The 22,302-nt window shown below is 68.4% G+C and carries 21 protein-coding genes; 12 read left to right on the plus strand and 9 right to left on the minus strand.

The features are described from left to right. Positions 1 to 49: 49 nt before the first annotated feature. From ACZL02_RS17120 to ACZL02_RS17140, 5 genes are all read right to left on the minus strand, one after another. Entirely contained in the window at positions 50 to 700 is a 651-nt protein-coding gene (locus ACZL02_RS17120; protein ID WP_472940104.1) for a Crp/Fnr family transcriptional regulator, read from the minus strand. Between the two features lie 565 nt (positions 701 to 1,265). Then, the gene (gene aroQ, locus ACZL02_RS17125; protein ID WP_472940105.1) at positions 1,266 to 1,691 is read right to left on the minus strand and encodes a type II 3-dehydroquinate dehydratase; all 426 of its coding nucleotides are present in this window, start codon (positions 1,689 to 1,691) and stop codon (positions 1,266 to 1,268) included. Positions 1,692 to 1,804: 113 nt separating this feature from the next. After that, positions 1,805 to 2,710 (minus strand): oxygen-dependent tRNA uridine(34) hydroxylase TrhO, encoded by a 906-nt coding sequence (trhO, locus tag ACZL02_RS17130; protein ID WP_472940106.1) that lies wholly within the window; start codon positions 2,708 to 2,710, stop codon positions 1,805 to 1,807. Positions 2,711 to 2,835: 125 nt separating this feature from the next. Beyond that, positions 2,836 to 3,894 (minus strand): peptidase M14, encoded by a 1,059-nt coding sequence (locus ACZL02_RS17135; protein WP_472940107.1) that lies wholly within the window; start codon positions 3,892 to 3,894, stop codon positions 2,836 to 2,838. A gap of 84 nt (positions 3,895 to 3,978) precedes the next feature. Beyond that, the gene (locus ACZL02_RS17140; protein WP_472940108.1) at positions 3,979 to 5,460 is read right to left on the minus strand and encodes a mannitol dehydrogenase family protein; all 1,482 of its coding nucleotides are present in this window, start codon (positions 5,458 to 5,460) and stop codon (positions 3,979 to 3,981) included. 107 nt (positions 5,461 to 5,567) lie between these two features. Here ACZL02_RS17140 and ACZL02_RS17145 point away from each other — a divergent pair, with 107 nt between their 5' ends. The 7 genes from ACZL02_RS17145 (at position 5,568) to ACZL02_RS17175 (ending at position 11,885) form a co-directional block, all read left to right on the plus strand. Beyond that, positions 5,568 to 6,293: a GntR family transcriptional regulator gene (locus tag ACZL02_RS17145; RefSeq protein ID WP_472940109.1), complete on the plus strand. Its 726-nt coding sequence runs from the start codon at positions 5,568 to 5,570 to the stop codon at positions 6,291 to 6,293. Next, entirely contained in the window at positions 6,286 to 7,200 is a 915-nt protein-coding gene (locus ACZL02_RS17150) for a sugar kinase (protein ID WP_472940110.1), read from the plus strand. The genes ACZL02_RS17145 and ACZL02_RS17150 overlap by 8 nt, the downstream gene beginning before the upstream one ends. Before the next feature lie 141 nt (positions 7,201 to 7,341). Beyond that, positions 7,342 to 7,701, plus strand: coding sequence for a hypothetical protein (locus ACZL02_RS17155; protein ID WP_472940112.1), 360 nt, complete (start codon positions 7,342 to 7,344; stop codon positions 7,699 to 7,701). A gap of 360 nt (positions 7,702 to 8,061) precedes the next feature. Further along, entirely contained in the window at positions 8,062 to 9,015 is a 954-nt protein-coding gene (locus ACZL02_RS17160; protein WP_472940113.1) for a Bug family tripartite tricarboxylate transporter substrate binding protein, read from the plus strand. Positions 9,016 to 9,032: 17 nt separating this feature from the next. Continuing rightward, positions 9,033 to 9,497: a tripartite tricarboxylate transporter TctB family protein gene (locus tag ACZL02_RS17165; protein ID WP_472940114.1), complete on the plus strand. Its 465-nt coding sequence runs from the start codon at positions 9,033 to 9,035 to the stop codon at positions 9,495 to 9,497. A 12-nt stretch (positions 9,498 to 9,509) separates the two neighbouring features. After that, a complete protein-coding gene (locus ACZL02_RS17170; protein ID WP_472940115.1) occupies positions 9,510 to 11,117 on the plus strand; it encodes a tripartite tricarboxylate transporter permease in 1,608 nt (535 codons plus the stop codon). A 117-nt stretch (positions 11,118 to 11,234) separates the two neighbouring features. After that, positions 11,235 to 11,885, plus strand: coding sequence for a YjbE family putative metal transport protein (locus ACZL02_RS17175; protein ID WP_472940116.1), 651 nt, complete (start codon positions 11,235 to 11,237; stop codon positions 11,883 to 11,885). A 144-nt stretch (positions 11,886 to 12,029) separates the two neighbouring features. Here ACZL02_RS17175 and ACZL02_RS17180 read toward each other — a convergent pair whose 3' ends face one another. After that, a complete protein-coding gene (locus ACZL02_RS17180; RefSeq protein WP_472940117.1) occupies positions 12,030 to 12,215 on the minus strand; it encodes a hypothetical protein in 186 nt (61 codons plus the stop codon). A 225-nt stretch (positions 12,216 to 12,440) separates the two neighbouring features. On the opposite strand from ACZL02_RS17180, the gene ACZL02_RS17185 reads away from it, so the two are divergent. The 3 genes from ACZL02_RS17185 to ACZL02_RS17195 are packed head-to-tail and all read left to right on the plus strand — an operon-like array spanning position 12,441 to position 15,551. After that, positions 12,441 to 13,112 carry a response regulator transcription factor gene (locus ACZL02_RS17185; protein WP_472932312.1) on the plus strand — a complete coding sequence of 224 codons (672 nt, stop codon included), beginning with the start codon at positions 12,441 to 12,443 and terminating at the stop codon, positions 13,110 to 13,112. Further along, complete coding sequence (locus tag ACZL02_RS17190; RefSeq protein ID WP_472940118.1) at positions 13,105 to 14,454, plus strand: sensor histidine kinase; 1,350 nt, start codon at positions 13,105 to 13,107, stop codon at positions 14,452 to 14,454. Before ACZL02_RS17185 ends, ACZL02_RS17190 begins: the two co-directional genes overlap by 8 nt. Further along, a complete protein-coding gene (locus ACZL02_RS17195) occupies positions 14,451 to 15,551 on the plus strand; it encodes an ABC transporter substrate-binding protein (RefSeq protein ID WP_472940119.1) in 1,101 nt (366 codons plus the stop codon). The genes ACZL02_RS17190 and ACZL02_RS17195 overlap by 4 nt, the downstream gene beginning before the upstream one ends. A 122-nt stretch (positions 15,552 to 15,673) precedes the next feature. On the opposite strand, the gene ACZL02_RS17200 is transcribed toward ACZL02_RS17195, so the two are convergent. From ACZL02_RS17200 to ACZL02_RS17210, 3 genes are all read right to left on the minus strand, one after another. Continuing rightward, positions 15,674 to 17,578, minus strand: coding sequence for a CASTOR/POLLUX-related putative ion channel (locus ACZL02_RS17200; protein WP_472940120.1), 1,905 nt, complete (start codon positions 17,576 to 17,578; stop codon positions 15,674 to 15,676). A gap of 144 nt (positions 17,579 to 17,722) precedes the next feature. After that, entirely contained in the window at positions 17,723 to 18,520 is a 798-nt protein-coding gene (eutC, locus tag ACZL02_RS17205; RefSeq protein ID WP_472940121.1) for an ethanolamine ammonia-lyase subunit EutC, read from the minus strand. After that, entirely contained in the window at positions 18,517 to 19,881 is a 1,365-nt protein-coding gene (locus tag ACZL02_RS17210; protein ID WP_472940122.1) for an ethanolamine ammonia-lyase subunit EutB, read from the minus strand. Before ACZL02_RS17210 ends, eutC begins: the two co-directional genes overlap by 4 nt. A gap of 282 nt (positions 19,882 to 20,163) precedes the next feature. Here ACZL02_RS17210 and ACZL02_RS17215 point away from each other — a divergent pair, with 282 nt between their 5' ends. After that, a complete protein-coding gene (locus ACZL02_RS17215; protein WP_472940123.1) occupies positions 20,164 to 21,303 on the plus strand; it encodes an acyl-CoA dehydrogenase family protein in 1,140 nt (379 codons plus the stop codon). Between the two features lie 70 nt (positions 21,304 to 21,373). Continuing rightward, positions 21,374 to 22,234: a 3-hydroxyisobutyrate dehydrogenase gene (gene mmsB, locus ACZL02_RS17220; RefSeq protein WP_472940124.1), complete on the plus strand. Its 861-nt coding sequence runs from the start codon at positions 21,374 to 21,376 to the stop codon at positions 22,232 to 22,234. Positions 22,235 to 22,302: the final 68 nt, after the last annotated feature.

A 22,302-nucleotide genomic window follows, 5' to 3' on the forward strand; every position in this document is an offset into this window, starting at 1 on the left:
CTGGAGCCCCGAGCCGGAAGACCTTCTTCCACAGCCCAGCGAGCCCAGATCAGACGCGTTCGAACTTCAGCAGCCGCTCGTATTCCCGCTCGGCAAGTCCGTAGCTCTCGCCGGCGATTTCGACGAGCTTCTTGCGGTCGAGCACGCGAATATTGCCGCGCGTCGCCCGGATGATGTGAAGACCCTCGATCACATGCAGCTCGCTGGTGATCCCGGCGCGCCGCACGCCCAGCATCAGCGACAGGAATTCGTGCGTGATCGCCAGATCGTCGCCGTCCAGCCGGTCGTGGTACATCAGCAGCCAGCGGGCGAGCCGCTCGTGAATGGTGTAGAGCGAATTGGCCAGCGCGGTCCCGGCAATCTGCACCTCGTTGACATGGACATAGCGCAGCAGGAACGACCGAAGCCGGCTGTTGCCGTCGATTGCCTCGGCAAGCCGTGCCGCCGGCATGCGATAGGCAGAGCCCGGCACCTGGACGAAGATCATGTCCGCCGTGATGTCGACGCCGAGCAGGATCGAACGCCCGGCCATCCCCTCGCGGCCGACCTGCCCCAGTTCGATCTGCTTGCCTTCCGCGCCGTTGGCAACGATGGACGCGATGCCGCTCTCGATGAAATGAACATGCTCGATCCGCGACCCCGACTGCACCATGACATCGTGCAGCCGAAGGTCGACGAAGGCGAGATGAGGCCGAATCACCTCGAAATCTTCCGGGTGCATTGCTTGCAGCAGTTGGTTACGAACGCTGGCCTGAACTGGCGACGACATATGTATCCCTTTGTAGGGAAGAGAGAACTTTTCGTCGCATGTGACCTAGACTTGATCAAGCGACGACAGGCCTATGCCCGATAAATCAGAGCCTGCACACGAGTCGCGCGCCACTGTACGATTTCGGACATTTTTTCCGTTGCCGGCTGCTGTCTATTTACGAATAAACATCCGTAGCCATCAGATTTCATAGGGAAATCAATTCGTCTGAAAAGAGATATTCAGAATTGCTCCTGGTATTCTAAAGACCGGCATAACAGCGTCGATCCAAATTACCAAGGCTTACGCTGTATTTTCCCGACCTCCAGAGCCTCCGGCCATTGGGCAGCCGCAGCCAGTCAGAGAAAGATGCTTTGTATAGAATGAGATAGAGCGTCCTCTGTGCGTCCTGCCGGACGCACGGCGCTTCAAGCCTCGCTTTGCTGGAAAAACAGGGACGAGGCTCCGTCCCGGCGTCCCGTTGCCGGACTGGCTTCGCGAAGCGATGCAAAAACGATCAGAGCGCGATCAACGCGTCGACGGCCAGTTGATAGGACAGCGGGCCGAAGCCGGCGATAATCCCCTTGCAGACCGGCGCCAGCATCGAGTGATGGCGGATCGCCTCGCGGGCATGCACGTTGGACAGGTGCAGTTCCACCACCACGGCCTTGGCCCCGGAAATCGCGTCACGGATGGCCAGCGATGTATGGGTGTAGGCGCCGGCATTCAGCGCGACACCGGTGCCGGCAAGCCCTGCCTCCTGGATCCAGGTGACGAGATCACCCTCATGGTTCGACTGGCGGAACTCGAGCTCCGCGCGGCCTGCGACATGAACGCGGAGGTCGGCCTCGATGCTGGCGAGCGATTGCGACCCGTAGATGCCGGGCTCGCGAACGCCGAGGAGGTTGAGATTGGGTCCATTGAGGACGAGGATCTGGCGCATGCGACTGTCCTGCCGGGCTGTGCGTTGAAATCTGCGGACGAGGCTACCGAAAAGGCACCGCCCACCCTGCCCGATCCTATCGCGACGGGACCCGCAAGGGAACGTCGGCGCCGCTATGGCAGAGGGTCGGCCTTGGTCGCGCGCCCGCTCGCGGCGATCTGTGCCTGGCGGGTGCGAAAAGCGCTCGCGCGCTCGGGCGTCAGCGCATCGGCGCAATGGCGGCAGGAGACGCCTTTTTCGTAATGCGGCTCGAGAAGGTCTTCCGGCGCCAGCGGAGCACCGCAGCCGAAGCAGCGGTCCCAGTCCGTCTCGGACAGCCCTTGCCCGACCGCGACGCGGCTGTCGAACACGTAGCAGTCGCCTTGCCACAGGCTTTCGGCCGCCGGCACGTCTTCCAGATACTGCAGGATGCCGCCCTTCAGATGGACGACATCCTCGAAACCGTGCGCCAGGAGATAGGACGACGCCTTCTCGCAGCGGATGCCGCCGGTGCAGAACATCGCGATCTTCTTGTCCCTTGCGGGATCGAGCTTTGCCGCAACGAAATCCTTGAACTCGGTGAAGGTGTCGATACCCGGATCGATCGCGCCCTCGAAGCTGCCGACAAGCGTCTCGTAGCGGTTGCGGGTGTCGACGACGACGACATCCGGATCGGCGATCACGGCATTCCAGTCGGTCGGCGCGACATAGGTGCCGGCGCGCCGGGTCGGGTCGGCCTCCGGCGCGCGCATCGTGATGATCTCGCGCTTCAGCCGCACCTTCAGGCGGACGAAGGGCTTCTTGCTGGCGGAAGAGAATTTCAGCTCGCCCTGCCGAACGCCGAACAGCGCGTCGAGCGCCTCGACCAGCGCCGGCATGGCGGCCTCGGGTGCCGCCAGCGTGCCGTTGACGCCCTCCGGCGCGACCAGAAGGGTTCCGCAGGCGTCCGCGGCATCGCAGGCTGAGCGCGCCGCGGCCTGCAAAGCGGGTAGGTCGGCAAGCGCGACGAAACGGTAGAGGGCGGCAACGGACCAGGTCATGCCGCCGTCATAGCCGAACCGCCGCAGGTTTTCAAAAGTTGGCGGGCCTTGGCGGTGCGGAAGGCGCGGCCCTTTATGCCTTGCCCCACCCACCGAACAGCAAGGACGGGAGGCGGCAATCCGTCTCAGGATTCCAGCGTTCCGGCCTTCGCCGTCGCCGAGCGGGCGCTGCCCAGCAGCTTCAAAAGGTCGTCGCCGGTCCGCGCCAGGCGGTTCGACTTGCGGGTGAGAATCAGCCCGGCCTGCGGCGCCAGCACCAAGGTCTCGCCGCCGGCTTCGCCAGGCGCGGTCAGGATGCTGACCAGCCGGTCGCCGGCCTCGACCCGGTCGCCCGGCACCACGTGGTAGAGCACGGCACCGCCGACCGGCGCCCGCACCATCTCGACCTGCTCGAGCGGTGTGACCATTCCCTGCCATTCCGGCAGCGGCGCCAGCGTCTCGTCGGCAATGACGCCGCGCGCGACGAGGAAACGGTAGAGGCCGGCCGCATCGCTCTCGGCAAATTCCGGCGTGACGTCGGCCTCGCCGCGAAACTCCACCGTCGTCACCGCCCGCCGCTGCCAGCTCGGATCGGCGTCCGGCAGATGCCGGTAGGGCGCCCACGCGGCCTCCTCGAAGGCGCCGTCCGAGGTCTCGTCCCAGAGCAGAACCGCCGCAGAGCCGAGGCTCGCGGCGAGATCTTGCATGTGCGGCCAGTAGGCCCGCGCGATGTAGAGATAGGACGGCCCCTCGTCGTCGCAGTGGAGGTCGAGGACGATGTCGTGTCCGATGGCCAGCCTGGTCAGCTTCGCCTTCAGCCGCTTCTCGGCAGCGATCGGCGCGTCGTCATCCGGCAGTCCGGACGTGTCCTCGGTATCGAGCAAGGGAAAGTCGCGGTTGAAATTGGCGCGGGTGGCGAAGGAGAACCGCCCCATGTGCTGCTGGAAGAAGTGCTGGCCGGCGCCGATCGGATTGGCGTGCGGCAGGACGGTGATGCTGCCGCGCAGCCGCCCCTCGGCTTCCGCCCGCTCCAGCATCGGCACGAGGTAATGCAAGGCGACGACGCCCGGCAGCTCGTTGCCGTGCAGCGCCGCCTGCAGGTATGCGGTCGGCGCCGCCGCATCGCTGCCGGCAAAGCGCAGCACGCTGAAGCGCCATTCGGTGCCCGGCGTATCGCCCTTGATGATCTCGACGGTCTTCTGCACGGCCTGCCTCCGGATGGAATGTGGGCGATACCTCGGACAGGAGGCCGGCAAAGGCAAGCCATGCCCAAGCCGATGGCCACGAGACTAGGCAGGGTTGCCGGCGTAGTCCGCGACGGTGGCGGCGGCACCCTTGTCCATCAGTGAGGCCAGCGCCTTCTCTACCGCGGCGACGAACACCGCACTGCCGGCAAGGTCCGTGCCGAACACCGCGGTGACGCCGAGATAGACGGCGGCGAGCGTCGCGGGATCCGAGCCGGCCTCCGTACCGAGACGCCGGAGCCTTTCCGCCAGCGGATCGCGCACGTCGATCGCGGCGCCCGTCTCGTCGGTACCGCCGACGTAGCGCATCCAGGCGGCGACGCCGAGGGCAAGCCTGTCGACCGGCGCCCCCGCCGCCAGGCGATCCCGAATGGTGCCGAGCAGGCGCTGCGGCAGCTTCTGCGAGCCGTCCATGGCGATCTGCCAGGTGCGGTGCTTCAGGGCCGGATTGCGGAACCGCTCGATCAGCGCGTCGCGATAGGCCGACAGCTCGGCCACCGGGATTTCCAGCGTCGGCATCACCTCCTCGGTCATCAGCCCGTGCACGAGACGGGCGAAAGGCGCGTCGGCCATCGCGGCGGAGACGGTCTCGTGGCCGGCGAGGTAGCCGAGATAGGCGAGCGTCGAGTGCGAGCCGTTCAGCATGCGCAGCTTCATGCGCTCGAAGGGCTCGACGTCGGCCACCATCTGCGCGCCGACGCTGGCGAAATCCGGTCGACCGGTCGGGAAGCGATCCTCGATCACCCATTGCAGGAAGGGCTCGCCGACCACCGGCCAGGCGTCGTGCAGGCCGAGCGCCGCGTCGATGGTCGCGATGTCCTCGTCCGATGTCGCCGGCACGATCCGGTCGACCATGGTGCCGGCGAAGGCGACGTCGTTCTCGACGAAGCGGCCGAATTCGGGATCGATGAGGCCGGCATATTGCGCGACGATGCGGTGGACGGTCGGGCCGTTCGACGGCAGGTTGTCGCAGGGCATTACGGTGAATGGCACGATGCCGCGGTCGCGGCGAAGGCGCAGCGCCTCGGCGATGAGGCCGGGCGCCGAGACCGGGCGGCGGGGATCGGCGAGGTCGGCTTTCACGTCGGGATGGTTGACGTCGAGATCGCCGGTGGCGGGATCGTGGCAATAGCCCTTCTCGGTGACGGTCAGCGAGACGATGCGGACGGCCGGATCGGCCATGCGCTCCAGCAGTGCCGCGGGATCTTCCGGTGCGACGTCGATCGAGCGGATGGCGCCGATGACCCGCAGCCGCGTGCCCTCGCCCGAGCGGATCGCCAGGGTGTAGAGATTGTCCTGCGGCGCCAGCGCATCGCGCATGTCGGCGCGGCGGAGCGAGGCTCCCGCGACCGCCCATTGTGGGTCGGTGGCGAGGATGTCGTCGAGGCAGACCGCCTGATGCGCGCGGTGGAAGGCGCCGATGCCGAGGTGGACGATGCCGACCGTCGTGGCGGCAACGTCGTAGGCGGGGCGGCCGACGTCGGCGGGAAGCTGGTCGAGCGTAGCGAGGGACAGTCTGGCGGTCATGCGGCTCACCGGTTGAGGGAGGGCGGGAAAGCTTGTAGGTGCGGACGAACCGCGCTTTGCAAGCCGGTGGTATGCTAGTATGCCGAGACTGACAACAAGGGTTCGCCATGCCGCTCGATCTCGCTTTGCAGGATGCCGCGCCCCGGAGCACCATCGCCGACGCGGTGTTCGACGAGCTGCGCCGTGCCATCCTGGAAGTGCGCCTGCCGCCGGGCACACGGACCTCCGAGGCGGAAGTCGCCAAGCAGCTCGGCGTCTCCCGCCAGCCGGTGCGCGAGGCGTTTTCGCGGCTCGCCCGCGCCGGCTACCTGCGGATCCAGCCGCAAAAGGCGACCGAGGTGGTGAAGATCTCGCCACAGGAGGTGATGAACGCGCTGTTCCTGCGCGAGGCGCTGGAGATCGCCGTCGTGCGCAAGGCGGCCGAGCGCCGCGACGACGCCGCACTCGAGCGCCTCAGCGCCCTGATGGCGCTGCAGGCGGCGGCCCAGCAGCGCGACGACCGCAACGCCTTCCAGCAGCACGACGATGCCTTTCATTTTGCGGTGGCGGAGGCGGCGGACTGCCGCTTCGCCTGGCCGCTGATCGACGAGCAGAAGGCGCAGATGGACCGCGTCCGCTTCCTGTCGCTGGCCTTCGGCCAGCCGGCGGCGCTGGAGGATCACGGCCGCATCTTCGCCGCCATCGAGGCGCGCGACCCGGTGGCGGCGGAAGCGGCGATGCACCGGCATCTCGGCTGCATCACCGCCATCCTCGCCCGTCTGCGCCGCGAGTTCGCCCCCTATTTCCAGGACGAGAGCCCCGCTCTGCCGGCGGCCGAGGACATCCATGACTGACCAGACGGCCGACAGACCCAAACGCCTGATCTCGATCGGCGAGTGCATGGTGGAACTCTCGGGCGCCTCCGGCGGCTTGCTGCGCATGGGCTTTGCCGGCGACACCTTCAACACCGCCTGGTACCTGCGGCGCGAGCTCGGGCCGGACTGGCAGATCGCCTATCTCTCGGCGGTCGGCACGGACGAGACCTCGTCAGCCATGCTCGGCTTCATGCAGGAAGGCGGCATCGACACCCACCTCGTGCGACAGTTGTCGGGGCGGATGCCCGGGCTCTACCTCATCCATCTCGACGGCGCCGAGCGGCGCTTCTCCTACTGGCGCGACACCTCGGCAGCCAAATCCCTGGCCGACGACGACGCCCATCTGGAACAGGCCTTCGCCGAGGGCGACGCCTTCTACTTCTCCGGCATCACCCTTGCCATCCTGCCGCCTGCGGCGCGCGAACGGCTGCTGCGGCACCTCGCCGCCGCCAAGGCCGCCGGCAAGCCGGTCGCCTTCGACCCCAACATCCGGCCGCGGCTCTGGCCGGACGCCTCGGAGATGCGGCGCGCCATCGAGGCCGGAGCCGCTGCCGCCAGCATCTGCCTGCCGAGCTATCCCGACGAACGCGAGGCCTTCGGCGACGCGACCCCCGCGGCAAGCGCCGCACGTTATCTGGAGCTCGGTGCGAACGAGGTCGTCGTCAAGAACGGCGGAGATCCCGCCATCATCGCGATCCCCGGACATTCGGAGGTCATTCCCGCGCCGGAGGTCGGCGATGCCGTGGACACCACGGGCGCCGGCGACAGTTTTGGCGCCGCTTACGTCGCAGCCCGGCTTTCCGGCGCCAGCCCCGCCGACGCCATGCACCGCGGGCACCGGCTGGCCGGCGAAGTCGTCCGGCACTATGGCGCCTTGATCCGCTAGCCGCCCATCCTGTCGCCTCCCGCCCGGCCGGCCCCGCCTTTTTTCCGCGCCAGCGGGTCTCGATGGCGAGCCACTCTCGGCTTTTCGAGCGGTGCCGCGGCCGGTTGCTGGCGCCCCCGTTCCAGCGCTATCCTCGCCGGCATGCGCCAGCTCATCCTGTTCACCCTCCTCCTCTGCCCGGTAACGGCGCTTGCCGCCGACTGCACGTCGGTCGACGGCAAGATCGACGGCGGCACCGTCACCGCCGAACGGACGGTGGTCCTGCAGGGAAATGCCATGCAGCTCGGCGGCACCATCGACGGCACGAAAATGCCGCATCAGACCTTGCCGTGCCTTCCCTTTGCCGGCGGCGTGATGTGCGAACGCCGATCCGGCACCGCCATCATCACGGTGACGACCTCCGGCAAGGAGATGACCGAGACGATCAACGAAAGCCGGACAGGCACGCCGCGTGTGAAGATCACCTATGCCTGCACACAGGCCTTCACGCTGAAGCGATAGGCCGACAGGGGGCGTCCCGAGCCGCACGCGACTGGTAAAGCCGTCGGCTGCGACTTCGGCCGGGCGCCGCGCTTGTCGCGCGCTCTGGCTTGCGGCAAGACGAGGGCCGAGTCGATGCCCCGGAGGAGGCGTCGGGCCAGGCTGACAGGATTGCGACAGGAAAGCCGGCCTAGGCTGTGCCGGACCGGGTGTGTCCGGCAACAAGAAGCAGGCGGCCGGATCTCACGGAACCGCCGGACTGTGTGGCCGCATCCCGGGAGCTGGATGCCGCCGTCTTGGAACAATTGAACACGGCCGCAGAGGGCTGGACGCGACGTCCGGCAGGGAACCGCGGCCGGTATGATCGGGAGGGATCATTTTATGAAGAGACTGCTCGCGGCCGCCCTGATGTTCGGCCTTCTGTCCGGCTCAGCCATGGCCCAGACCGCTTCCTACGAAATCATGGCCCCTGCATCGCCCGGCGGCGGCTGGGATCAGACCGCCCGCGCCATGCAGGCGACGATGACCGCGGCGAAGGTCGCCAGCGACGTCCAGGTTGTCAACGTCACCGGCGCCGGCGGCACGATCGGCCTCGCTCAGTTCGTTTCGCGCGACAAGGGCAATGCCGAGAAGCTGATGGTCGGCGGCTACGTCATGGTCGGCGCGATCCTTACCAACAACTCCCCGGTCACGCTCGACCAGGTCACGCCCATCGCCCGCCTCACCGGCGAATACGAGGCAATCGTCGTGCCGGCGGCCTCGCCGTTCAAGACCCTTGCCGACTTCACCGCCGCGATGAAGGCCAATCCGGGCGCCGTCTCGATCGCCGGCGGCTCGGCTGGCGGCACCGACCACATCACCGCAGGCCTTGTCGCCAAGGCGGCCGGCCTCGACCCGAAGACGATCAACTACATCGCCTTCTCCGGTGGCGGCGAAGCCCTCGCCGCCCTCCTCGGCAACCAGGTCGCCGCCGGCATTTCCGGCTATGGCGAGTTCGAGAGCCAGGTGGCCGCAGGAACGCTGCGCCTGCTCGCCGTCACCAGCGACGCCCGCATCGACGGTGTCGACGCGCCGACGCTGAAGGAATCCGGCCTCGACGTCGTGATCCAGAACTGGCGCATGGTCGCTGCCGCGCCGGGCATCACCGACGAAGAGAAGGCCACGATTACCGCCGACATCACCAAGATGGTCGAGAGCGCCGAGTGGAAGGCCGTGCTGGAGCGCAATGGCTGGGAGAACACCTTCCTCGCCGGCGACGCGTTCAAGACCGAGCTCGCCTCCAACATCACGGCGACCAAGGCGATTCTCCAGGACATCGGTCTCGTCCAGAAATGACGGAAACACCCGCTGAAATGACCCACCGCCGCCCGGATCAGGCGGCGGTGGGCATCGGCGTCGGCCTCGGCGTGATCGCCGCGGTCATCGCCTGGAACACCTCGAGCCTCGTCGGCGGCGGCTACTCCCGTATCGGCCCGGCAGCCTTTCCCTATGCGATCGCCGCCGCCCTGGCGGTGCTCTCGGTCTGGACGATCGTCGCCGGCCTGCGCGGCCAGTTTCCGGAGCGCGAGCACGACGAACCGGCACCGATCCTCTGGATCGTCGGCGGACTGGTTGCCCAGCTGATGCTGCTGGAGACCGTCGGCTTCTCGATCGCCACCGGCTTGCTGTTCGCCGCGACCGCCAAGGGCTTCGGCCGCGGGCCGCTGTGGATGACCGTGCCGATCGGCATCGTCGTCAGCCTGGTGATCTGGCTGATCTTCACCCTTCTCCTCAAGCTGTCGCTGCCGGCCGGTCCGCTCGAACAGCTGTTCCGCTGAACGGGGAAACCGATGGATACCTTCGCTCTGCTCGGCAACGGTCTGTTGACCGCCATGGAGCCGATGAACCTGTTCTACGCGCTGATCGGCGTGACGCTGGGAACCGCGGTCGGCGTGCTCCCGGGCATCGGCCCGGCGCTGACCGTCGCACTGCTGCTGCCCGTCACCTACCAGCTCGACGCCGCCGGCTCGCTGATCATGTTCGCCGGCATCTACTACGGCGGCATGTATGGCGGCTCGACCACCTCGATCCTCCTCAACACGCCGGGTGAAAGCGCCTCGATCGTCACCGCGCTCGAGGGCAACAAGATGGCGCGTGCCGGACGCGGCGGACCGGCGCTGGCCACCGCGGCGATCGGCTCGTTCGTCGCCGGCCTGATCGCCACGCTGGCGCTCGCCTTCCTCGCACCCTGGGTGGTCAGCTTCGCGCTGTCGTTCGGCCCGGCCGAGTATTTCGCGCTGATGGTGCTCGCCTTCGTCACCGTATCGGCGGCCTTCGGCGATTCGACGCTGCGCGGACTGTCGGCGCTCGCCGTCGGCCTGACCCTCGGCCTGATCGGCATCGACCTGCAGACCGGCCAGGCGCGCCTGACCTTCAGCAATGTCGGTCCGTTCTTCACCAACCTTGCCGCCGAGCCCAGCGCCTTCACCGGCATCTACCTCTGGCTCGCCGGCTTCTTCGGCGACATCTCGGCGGCCCTCCTCGACGGAATCGAGGTCACCACGCTGGCCGTCGCGCTCTTCGCCATCGGCGAGACGCTGTCGGTTGCCGCCGCCGGCCACCGCACGCCGGACAAGGTTGAGGCGATCAAGGGCTCGCTCTGGATGAGCAAGGAGGACTGGAAGCGGTCGTGGAAGCCCTGGCTGCGTGGCACCGCGATCGGCTTCCCGATCGGCGCCATGCCGGCGGGCGGCGCCGAGATCGGCACCTTCCTGTCGTATGCGACGGAAAAGCAATTCGCCAAGAAGCCGGAGGAATTCGGCCATGGCGCGATCGAGGGCGTGGCCGGACCGGAGGCCGCGAACAACGCGTCCGCCGCCGGCACGCTGGTGCCGCTCCTGACGCTCGGCCTGCCGACCACGGCGACCGCGGCCATCATGCTGGCCGGCTTCCAGCAGTTCGGCCTGCAGCCGGGCCCGCTGCTCTTCGTCAACTCGCCGGACCTCGTCTGGGGCCTCATCGCCTCGCTGCTCATCGCCAACCTGATGCTGGTGGTGCTCAACCTGCCGCTGATCGGCCTGTGGGTCCGCTTGCTGACCATTCCGCGGCCGTGGCTCTACGCCGGCATCCTGGTGTTCGCGACGCTCGGCACGATCGGTGCCAACCCCTCGGCGGTGGAGCTCGGCATGCTCCTGCTGTTCGGCCTGATGGGCTATGGGCTCCGGCGTTTCGGCTACCCCATCGCCCCCGTGGTGGTCGGCCTGATCCTCGGGCCGATGGCGGAAAAGCAGCTGCGCAACGCGCTGGCGATCAGCCAGGGCGACGTGACGGTGCTCGTGCACTCGCCGCTGGCGATCATCCTGCTGCTGCTGGCGCTCGCAGCGCTGGTCGTGCCGCTGATCCTCCGGGCCCGCGGCCGCGGCAAGGTGCTCTCGCAGCTCGCCGCCAACGAAGACTGACCGGCCGGCGGCAGGTTTCCCCTGCCGCCGGCCGGTCCCCCATAGGGGCAACCCGTACCGATGCGGCGTGCCGCCGCCTGATCCGCCGCACCACCCGGCATGCCTGAGGACTGACGTATGGATTTCATCACCAGCGAGTCGCTGACCGCGCTCGCCCAGATCATCATGATCGACCTGGTGCTCGCCGGCGACAATGCCATTGTCATCGGCCTCGCCGCCGCCGGCCTGCCGAAGGATCTTCGGACCAAGGCGATTCTCGTCGGCATCATCGCCGCGACCGTGCTGCGCATCATCTTCGCCGCCGGCACGCAGTTCCTGCTGACGCTCGGCGGCGGCCTGCTGATCGGCGGCGGCCTGCTGCTGCTCTACGTCTGCTGGAAGATGTGGCACGAGCTGCGGACCTCGCAGCACGACCTCGAGAATGCCGATGCCGCGCTGCATGGCGACGCCGTCAGCGGCGCGCCGCGCAAGACCTTCGCGCAGGCCGCCTGGCAGATCGTCATCGCCGACGTCTCTATGTCACTCGACAACGTGCTGGCCGTCGCGGGCGCGGCGGGCGAGCACACCTGGGTGCTGATCGTCGGCCTCGTCCTGTCGATCGGCCTGATGGGCCTTGCCGCCAACTACATCGCCGCGCTGCTGCAGAAGCACCGCTGGATCGCCTATGTCGGCCTCGTCATCATCCTCTACGTCGCGCTGAAGATGCTGGTCGACGGCTCCGAAGCGGTCTGGCCCGGCACCTTCGCCTGGCTGCCGTTCCACGGCTGAACCGTTACCGCAGGGATCTCCCGTCAGGGGATCCCTGCGGTTTTTGATGAGAACAATCCCCGACAAGCAAAAGGCCCGCGACGCTCAGCGTCACGGGCCTTTTGGCATTATTTGGACTAGCCTGTTACGGCCAGCCGCGGCAGATCAGATCCTGCCGATGGCGTCCCAGGAGGCGCCCGAGATACCGACGGCGTTCAGCGCGCGGCTGTTCGGGCGATGACCGCTCTCGGCAGCAGCTGCGCAGGCGCCGGCGCCGCCGATGATGTCGGCGATCGACGCGAGGGTCGAGCGGATCGAGCGGCGGGTCGGGGCGGCAGCAGCGCGGGTCATTGAAGTCTCCTGGGTTGTTGTTGACCTTAATATGCGGATGTTGCGCCGCAATATGAAGTGCGGACTTCGCAGCGCAGGCATGCAACCAGTGAATAGCTGGCAACAGTGACCAGCCCCTGGCGCAGATCGTTACCAAAACCTTAATGCTGAAAAGCGGTATCAGCCGCTCGGCGCTTGCCTTCTCCGGCGTTTTTCGACGAGGTGCGCCAAGGAGGCGATGGGTCAATGCGGGTTCTGCTGGTGGAGGATACACTCGACGTCGCCTCGGCAATCGTCGCGAGCTTCGCCAAGCGCGGCCATGCGCTGGACCATGCCGCGACCGCCGCCGCCGCCGGCGACTTCCTGTCGGTGCAGGCCTACGACCTCGTCATCCTCGACATCAACCTGCCGGACGGCTCGGGCATAGACATCCTGAGGGATCTCCGCCGCGAACGGCGGGCGACGCCGGTGCTGATGCTGACGGCGCGGATCGACGTCGAGGACCGCATCGAGGCGCTCGACCTCGGCGCCGACGACTATCTGACCAAGCCCTTCGACCTCCGCGAGCTCGAGGCCCGGGCGCGCGCCTTGATCCGGCGGGGGAGCGAGGAGCGCGCCGGTACGATCGAGGTGGGCGACCTCGTGCTCGACCCGGCCGGCCGGGCGCTCAGCATCGGCGGCCAGCCGGTGACGCTCGCCCGGCGCGAGTTCAGCCTCCTGGAGATCCTCCTCGTCAACCGCGGCCGGGTGATGCCGAAGGCGCGGCTGTTCGAGAAGCTGTTCGGCTTTGCCGACGAGGATGTCGGTATGAACGCCATCGAGCTCTACGTCGCGCGGCTGCGGAAGAAGATCGAGGGCTCGCGCGTGCAGATCGTCACGCTGCGGGGCATCGGCTACCAGATCGCCGTCGATGACTAACTCGCTTGCCGGCCGCCTCGCGGTCACCATCGCGCTCATTCTCTCGGCCAGCGGCGTGGTGGTGACGCTCGCCGCCTACGCCTACGGCCGCGAGGCGGCAGAGGCCGCCTACGACCGGCTGCTCGCCGGCGCCGCCTTCCAGATCGCCCAGTCGATCTCGGTCTCGGCCGACCGGCTGACCGTCGACCTACCGGTCTCGGCTTTCGAGCTCCTGGCGCTCGCCACCGGCGACCGCGTCGTCTACCGGGTGATCGACCGCAACGGCGCGACCGTCACCGGCTATGACAGCGTCCGCCCGCCGACCGATACGCAAGGCGACCTCAGCTTCTATACCTCGACCTTCGGCGACGAGACGGTGCGGCTCGCCGCCACCCGCCGGCGCTTCGCCGAGCAGGCCTATAGCGGTGACGTCGAGGTGCTGGTCGGCCACACCACCCGCGCCCGAGACGCCCTGGCGCGCGACATCGCCACCAAGGCGATGCTGCTGGTGCTCGCCGCCGGCCTCGTCATCGCCGCGCTGACGCTGTTTGCGGTCCGCTCCTCGCTGGCGCCCCTTGCCCGCATCGAGCAGGCGCTGGCGGCACGTGATCCGAAGGACCTGTCGCCGCTCGCCGTCTCGACGCCGCGCGAGGTGGAGGCGCTGGTGGCGGCGATCAACCGTTTCATGGACCGGCTGCAGCGCCGCGTGACCGGCATGCAGACGCTGATCGCCGATACCGCGCACCAGCTGCGCACGCCGATCGCCGCTCTGCGCGCGCAGGCGCAGCTTGCCGGCGAGGAGACCGATCCGGGCGCGCTGAAGGCCATCGCCGAGAAGATCCACCGCCGCGCCATCGGGCTCGGGCGGCTCGCCGACCAGTTGCTGAACCAGGCGCTGGTCGTCCACCGCGGCGACGCACAGGCGGCCGAGACGCTGGACCTCAGGGAAGTCGCGATGGGGGTCGCCGACGAGATCGACGATCTCATGCCCGCCAGCGCGCTGCGGCTGGTGCTGGCGGAGGAGCCGGTCTGGATCGCCGGCGATGCCTTCAGCCTCGCCGAAGCGGTCAAGAACCTCGTCAACAACGCCTTTGCCTACGGGGTGGAGCCGGTGTCGCTGGTGGTCGAGCGCACCGATGGAGCGGCCGAGATCGCCGTGCTCGACCGCGGCGCCGGCATCCCCGACCCCGGCGCTGCCGGCCGGCGCTTCGCCCGGGCCAATCCTGCGGGCGGCGCCGGCATCGGCCTTGCGATCGTCGATGCGGTAGCGGCGAGCCATCAAGGCAGCCTGGCGCTGTCGCAGCCCGCCGGGGGCGGCTTTCGCGCCGCACTCCGGCTCCCCTTGGTCAGGCCGCCGGCATGAAGTCTCTGGCGCTCGCCCTTGCCGTCGTCCTCGCCCTTGCCGCGCCGTCCGCCGCCGTCGAGCCGGACAGCGTGTCGCAATACGGCACCCCGGCCGCGGAGGCGACGGAAACGCTGCGCGTTCAGGGCGCCACCGACCCTGAGTTCTTCGCAGCGCTGCTCGGGCGCTTCGCCGAGCTCAATCCGGGGCTGCATATCGTCTACGAGGACATCACCACCAACGCCCTGAACGGCCTCGCCGCTTCGGCCTGCGCGGGGACGATCCCCTCGGCGGACCTCGTCGTCAGTTCCTCGGTCGACCAGCAGGTGAAGCTCGTCAACGACGGCTGCGCGCAGCCCTATGCGTCGAGCGCCACCGCGACCATGCCGGATTGGGCGAGCTGGCGCGAGGAGCTGTTCGGGCTGACCTTCGAGCCGATCGTCATGGTCTACAACCGAGACCTCGTGCCGCCGGACAAGGTGCCGACGTCCCGCTTCGACCTCATCGACTTCCTGCGGCCGGACCACAACATCTTCACCGGCCGCATCGCCACCTACGACATCGAGGCCTCCGGCGTCGGCTATCTCCTCGCCTTCGCCGATTCGCAGCAGGCGACGACTTTCGGCCGGCTGATCGAGGCTTTCGGCCGCAACGACGTGGTGGCGACCTGCTGCTTCAAGGAGATCGTCGACGGCGTGGCCGCCGGCAAATACCTCCTCGCCTACAACATGTTCTCCTCCTACGCGCTGGCGCGCGCAGCCGCGGACAAGCGCATCGGCATCGTCGCGCCCAGCGACTACACGCTGGTCCTTTCGCGCGCCGCCTTCATCCCGAAAGCCGCGGCAAACCCGGCCATGGCAGGCGCCTTGCTGGACTTCACGCTGTCGGAGGAAGGCAAGCGGATCCTCGCCACGGCGTCGCTGATGGTCTCCTTCACCGAGGAGGGCGGCGGCATCGGCCCCTCGCTCGACGGCATGCCGAACCTTCGACCGATCACCTTCTCGCCGGTGCTGCTGGTCGGGCTCGACAAGGAGAAGCGGCGGCTGTTCTTGGACCTCTGGAACCAGTCGATCCGCATCGTCCGTTCCGGCATGCCGCCGAGCCTGCGAACCGACTGAGCGAGCCAGCACAGCGGCGGCAACGCAGACGCCTCCGCTTGGCGCTGATGTCCTAGCCGGCGGGTGCGAAACAGGCATGGCCCCGATCATGGCGTTTGCCGTCGCCGCCGTACCGGCCGGCATCACCCGTGCGCGAGGACGATCACCTTGTCGCCGCCGACATAGGCCAGCCTTTCGGATTTCGGCGGGTTGAGCACCACGCCGCCCATGCTGCGCGGATCGGCAGCGCCCTCGCGCGGCCGGCTGTAGCCGAAGGCGACCTCGCCGCGCAGCCGTGCCGATTCGGCGATGGTGTAGAACGTCACCGGTGCGTCGATGGCGACATAGTCCTCGACCGGGCGCATGTAGATTTCGGCGCCGTGCTCGTCGAGCAGTTCGTCGAAGATCGCGGCAAGATGCTGGTTCTCCGACGCCTGGGCCAGCATCAGCGACACCAGCTTGTTGCTGACCACGAAATCGTCGGCGCGGGTGACCTCGGCGAGCGCGCGGTTGCGCACGTCGGTCATCTCGCTGACGACGCCGATGTGCCGGCCCGCGGCCTCGGCGATGCGCCGCAGATGGAGCAGCGTCACCAGCGTGCGGGTATCGGCGGACTGGGCGGCCATGTGGTCGGAATAGCCGAGCACGATGACGCGGTCATAACCCGGGATCTCCAGCGATTCCAACGCGGGACGGTGGGCGGTGTCGATGCTGCACAGCTCGACATGCAGCCGGTCGCCGTCGATCTGCAGCGCGCGCAGCTCGGCCTCGAGCCCCGGCGTATCGGCGGCGACCGTCAGCAGCGAGCCCGGCTGGACATATTGCGCCAGCTCGCGCGCGATCATCGGCCCGCGGCGGTTCCAGCCGAGCAGCAGCGTCTGCTCGGGCCCCGCCGAAGCCGGCTGCGGGGCCCGAATGCTCGACAGCCTGAAATGCGCCGGGTTCGGTTTCGTCACCTTGATGGTGTCGTCGTCCTCGGCGATCACGATGGCCCGCATGTCGGCGGTGATCGGCGTGTCCATCGGCGGGTTCAGGCGGACGCGGCCGGACGGGTCGCAGAGGCCGATCAGCGTCGACGTCTCGTAGGACAGCATGGCATCGCCGAAGCGCATTCCCGACAGCAGCGGTTGGGCGAGCGCATAGATCTCGCAGCCGTCGAAATCGAGCAGCTCGGAATAGACAGCGGACAGGCCGGACTGTCGGCTCGACTGGACGACGATCTTGGAGATCAGGTCGTCGGCGAGCACCATCTGCAGCTCGCTGCCGCCCACCGCGCGGGCGATGTCGGCATTGCGGGCAAGGCGGATCTCGGCGGCGATCTGATAGGGCGCCGGCCGCCGCTGCGGATCGTTGACCAGCGCGAGGATGGTCTTGATGACGTCGGAATCGGGATCGTCGGTGGCCGGCGACAGCACGATCACCGATTTCGAGCCCTGCGGGTTGACGATGGCGAGGTCGTAGAGGTCGGTCGGGTCGCCGCTGCGGCAGATCACCTTGGTTCGGCCGAGCTTGCCGACCTTGGCGGCGATCTCGTCCTCCATCTCGACCTTGTCGCGCGCCGCCATGATGACGATGCGCGGCCGCTTCTGGTTGGCATTGGCGATGGCGAGTTCGGAAAGAATGTCGAAGATCGAGGGCGACCAGTTGAAGATGATGGTGTGGCCGGTCTCGAGGATGTTGCTGCGGCCCTTGCGCAGCTCGCCGAGCTTGGCGTCCATGCCGGTCGACAGGATGCCGATCAGCGCCGAGAAGATGAAGATGCCGGCCAGCGTCACCACCAGCATCACCAGGCGGAACGGCCAGCCGGTGTCGCCGCCCATGGTGCCGGCGTCCATCGTCCGCATCAAGGTCTCCCAGGATGCCTCGACGAAGCCGAGCGGACCCGCCCCTTCCGGCGCGACCTCGGTGACCGCGAGGAAGAGCCCGGCTGCAAGGATGATGATGAGCGAGGCGACCGACAGCCAGCCGATGAGGGCGATCGGCCCGGCGGCCATCGACTTGTCGAATTCATACCGGAGCCGCTCGGCCCAACCTGCCTGTCGCTTCATGGCCCCACCGCCTCGAGGCGGTCCTTCTGTCAGCAGGAAGTGCCCGGGGGGCCGCTGCTGGTCAGGGGTTCCGCTGGGTAAACCAAGGCATCGCAGGATCGCCGGGGTTTGGAAAGCCCGATCGGCAGTGGCAACGCCGTTTCGTCAGCGGCGCGTCTCGGCCGGCGGCAGCGCGGACGGGCGGACTTCGGCCTCGATCAGTCCTTCGTCGTCCTTCAGCTTGACACCGCTGAAGCCGAGCGCCCGCGCCCGCGTCAGAAAGCCGGCAAGCTTGGCGGCGGCGAGCGGCGGCGGAAGACCGCCGGCACGGATGTTGGAGACGCAATTGCGGTCGGCATCGGTCTTGCCGATGCGGGGGCCGAAAGTCAGGTAGGCGCCGAGGCTGTCGGCGGCCGACAGCCCCGGCCGCTCGCCGATCAGCATCAGCACCAGTTGCGCCCCGAGCGCGACGCCGATGGGGTCCGACAAGGCGACGCGCGCGCCCGTCGCCAGCACCACGGGGGCAACGCGCCATTCGCCCGGCAGGAGCTTCAGGACGCCGAGCGCGGTCTCGGCGGCATAGGTGTTGACCGCATGCGCCGATAGCCCGTCGCCGATGATCAGGCAGAGGTCCGGAGCGCCCTCCCCGTCGAGGGCCGTCAGCGCGTCGCGGGACGCATCGCTGAGGCGGCGGCCGAGGTCGGGTCGGCGGAGATAGGTCGCGCGGTCCCCGGCCTCGCTCGCCACCTGCACGGCGGCAACACCGCCCTCGGCAAGAGCGGCGGCGATCGCATCGGCTTCGAAGCCGGCATGCACGGCGTCGCGGGCCTTGGCATGCGCCTCGGCGAAATCGAGATGCGCCGATGTCGGCAGGCCAGCGCCGAAGCGCCCGAGGCCGATGCGGGCCTCGGTGTGCCGGCGGAGCGCGGCGATAGGGTGCAGCGGGACGGGCTTGTCGGTCATGAGGCCTCCAGCAGGCGCGAGCGCTCGAGGAGCGCTGCCGAGCGGTCGACCGCCCCCGTCGCGAGCTGACCCTTGGCGTCGAAGATGCCGAAATCCTGTGCCCAGCGCTCGAACTCCGGCGCGGCGCGCAGGCCCAGCGCGCCGCGGATATAGGCGGCGTCGTGGAACGAGGTCGACTGGTAGTTCAGCATGATGTCGTCCGAGCCCGGCACGCCCATCACGAAGTTGACGCCGGCGACGCCCAGCAGCGTCAGCAGGGTGTCCATGTCGTCCTGGTCGGCCTCGGCGTGGTTGGTGTAGCAGACGTCCACCCCCATCGGCAGGCCGAGCAGCTTGCCGCAGAAGTGGTCCTCCAGCCCGGCGCGGATGATCTCCTTGCCGTCGTAGAGATATTCCGGCCCGATGAATCCGACGACGGTGTTGACCAGCAGCGGGTCGAACTCGCGCGCGACCGCATAGGCCCGCGTCTCCATGGTCTGCTGGTCGAGGCCGTGATGGGCGTTGGCCGAGAGCGCCGATCCCTGGCCGGTCTCGAAATACATCGCGTTCTGGCCGACCGTGCCGCGGCCGAGTTCCTGCGCCGCCGCATGCGCCTCCCGGAGCACCGCAAGGTCGATGCCGAAGGAGGCGTTGGCCGCCTCGGACCCCGCCACCGACTGGAAGACGAGGTCGACGGGTGCGCCGCGCTCCATCACCGCGATCGCCGTCGTGACATGCGCGAGGATGCAGCTCTGCACCGGGCAGCCGAGGCGCAGGCGCAGTTCCTCGATGAGGTCGAGCAGGCGGATCATCGCATCGGGGCTGTCGGTCGCCGGGTTGATGCCGATCGTCGCGTCGCCGCAACCGAACTGCAGCCCGTCGACGATCGAGGCGGCGACGCCTTTCGGGTCGTCGGTCGGATGGTTCGGCTGGATGCGCACCGAAAGGTGGCCGGGAAGGCCGACTGTAGTCCGGAAGGCGGTGACCACGGGGCGCTTGCGGGCGACGGCGATGAGGTCCTGGTTGCGCATGATCTTCGAGACCGCGGCGACCATTTCCGGCGTCAGCCCCCATTTCAGCGCCGACAGCGTCTCGGGCGTCGCCGCCTCCGACAGCAGCCAGTCGCGGAACCCGCCGACCGAGAGGCCAGCGACCGGGGCGAAGGCTGCGGCATCGTGCCGGTCGAGGATCAGCCGCGACACCTCGTCGGTCTCGGGGTCGACCAGCGGCGTTTCGAGGAACTCGGCAAGGCCGGTATCGGCGAGCCGGCGCTGCGCCTTGACGCGCGCCTCCTGGCTTTCGCAGGCAAGGCCGGCCAGAAAATCGCCGGAGCGCGGCGGCGTGGCATACGCCATCAGCGTTCGCAAGGTCTCGGGGGACATGGAGCTCCTTTCGCTTCCGGCGCAGACCGGCCCGCAAGAACCGTCAGGGTTCTGCCGGTCGGTCGTTGCATAGAAATCCTCCCGCCATCCCGTATCGGCCGGGAAGGCAGAAGGCCGTCATCGTCGACACCTGCCGTATCAGACGCCATTCGTTTCGGCTGGTCAATTTGAAAGCAATGCGGTCTCTGCAGTCCGGCTGCGACCTCTGGCCAATCGACGCCGACCGCGGCCTCGGCTACCCCTGTCGGAGAGATCGCCGTCAGGGCGACGGGAGGAAGGCCGGTGGATTTCGCCTTGAGTGCCGAACAGGCCGCCATGTTCGACATGGCGCGCGGCTTCGCTATGACGAAGATGGCGCCCTTCGCGCAGGACTGGGAGGACGCCAAGGCGCTGCCGCGCGACGTCCTCTCCGAACTCGCGGGGCTCGGCATGGCGGCGATCTGCGTCGGCGACGACTATGGCTCGGGCCTCGGCCGGCAGGATTGCGTGCTCGTCTTCGAGGCGCTCGGCTATGGCGACCCCTCGGTCTCTGCTTTCCTCTCGATCCACAACCTCGTCGCCGGGATGATCGACCGCCACGGCAGCGCCGCGCAGCGCGCGCGGTTCCTGCCGGGGCTCGCCGCGATGCGCCAGATCGGCAGCTACTGCCTGACCGAGCCGGGCTCGGGCTCGGACGCGGCGGCCTTGCGCACCACGGCTCGGCGCGACGGCGACGACCTCGTCCTCGACGGCAGCAAGGCCTTTATCTCCGGCGCCGGCACCGCGGACGTCTATGTCGTGATGTGCCGCACCGGCGGGCCGGGGCCGAAAGGCATTTCGGCCGTCCTCGTCGAGAAGGACGCGCCCGGCCTCTCCTTCGGCGCTCAGGAGCGCAAGATGGGCTGGATCGCCCAGCCGACGGCCGAAGTGCGCTTCGACGGCTGCCGGGTGCCGGCGGAGAACCTCCTCGGCACGCAAGGACAAGGCTTCGTCTACGCCATGCAGGGTCTTGACGGCGGCCGCCTGAACATTGCCGCCTGCGCGCTCGGCGCGGCCCAGGCGACGCTCGACAAGTCGGTGCGCTACCTCCGGGAGCGCCAGGCCTTCGGCGGCCCGCTGTCCGATCTGCAGGCGCTGCGCTTCCGCCTCGCCGACATGGAGACGGCGCTGCAGGCGTCGCGCGTCTTCCTGCGGCAGGCGGCCTGGAAGCTCGACACCTCGGCGGCCGACGCCACCACCTTCTGCGCCATGGCCAAACGCTTCGTCACCGATGCCGCCTTCGAGGTCGCCAACCAGGCGCTGCAGCTGCATGGCGGCTACGGCTACCTCACCGACTTCGGCATCGAGAAGATCGTGCGGGACCTCCGCGTCCACCAGATCCTCGAAGGCTCGAACGAGATCATGCGGCTGATCACCGCGCGGGCGCTGCTCGGCGAGGGATGACAGCGAGCCCAAACCGCTTAGGGTCGGGCCCGAGCGCGTCGTACGACACCATCTCTCGAAAGGAACGGACATGAAGATCGGCTTTATCGGCCTCGGCAACATGGGCGCGCCGATGGCGGCGAACCTTGCAAAGGCCGGCCATGCCGTCACCGGCTACGACGCGGCGGGCGTCACCGTGGAAGGCGTCGCGCCGGCCGGTTCGCTCGCCGACGCCGTGCGCGAGGCCGAGGCGATCGTCACCATGCTGCCGAACGGCGCGATCGTGCGCGCGGTGCATGCCGAGATCATCGAGGCGGCCCGGCCGATGGCCCTCCTCATCGACTGCTCGACCATCGACGTCGAGAGCGCCCGCGCCGTCAACGATGCCGCGATGGAGGCTGACCTCATCGCTCTCGACGCCCCGGTCTCCGGCGGCACCGGCGGCGCGGCGGCGGGCACGCTGACCTTCATGGTCGGCGGCGCAGAGGGAGCCTTCGAGCTGGCGCGGCCGCTGTTCGAGATCATGGGGTCGAAGGCGGTGCATTGCGGCTCGGCCGGCGCCGGACAGGCGGCGAAGATCTGCAACAACATGATCCTCGGCATCTCGATGATCGCGGTCTGCGAAAGCTTCCACCTCGCCGACCAGCTCGGCCTTTCCCGTCAGGCGCTGTTCGACGTCGCCTCCACCTCGTCGGGCGCCTGCTGGTCGCTCAACACCTATTGCCCCGCCCCCGGCGTCGGCCCGAAGACCCCGGCCGACAACGGCTACCAGCCGGGCTTCTCGACCGAGCTGATGCTGAAGGACCTGACGCTGGCGGCAGAGGCGGCGCAAGCGACCGGAGCCCATACCGCGCTCGGCGAGCATGCCCGCGCGCTCTATGTCGCGTTCGATGCCGAGGGCGGCCGGGGCCGCGACTTCTCCGCCATGCTGGAGCATCTGTCGGCCCGCTAGCCTCGACGTCGCGATCAGGCCAGCTTCCGTCTCAGGCGGATCGACGGCCGTCGCGGCGAAGCGCATGA

It is taken from the genome of Mesocryomonas fontinalis (genome assembly GCF_055730125.2).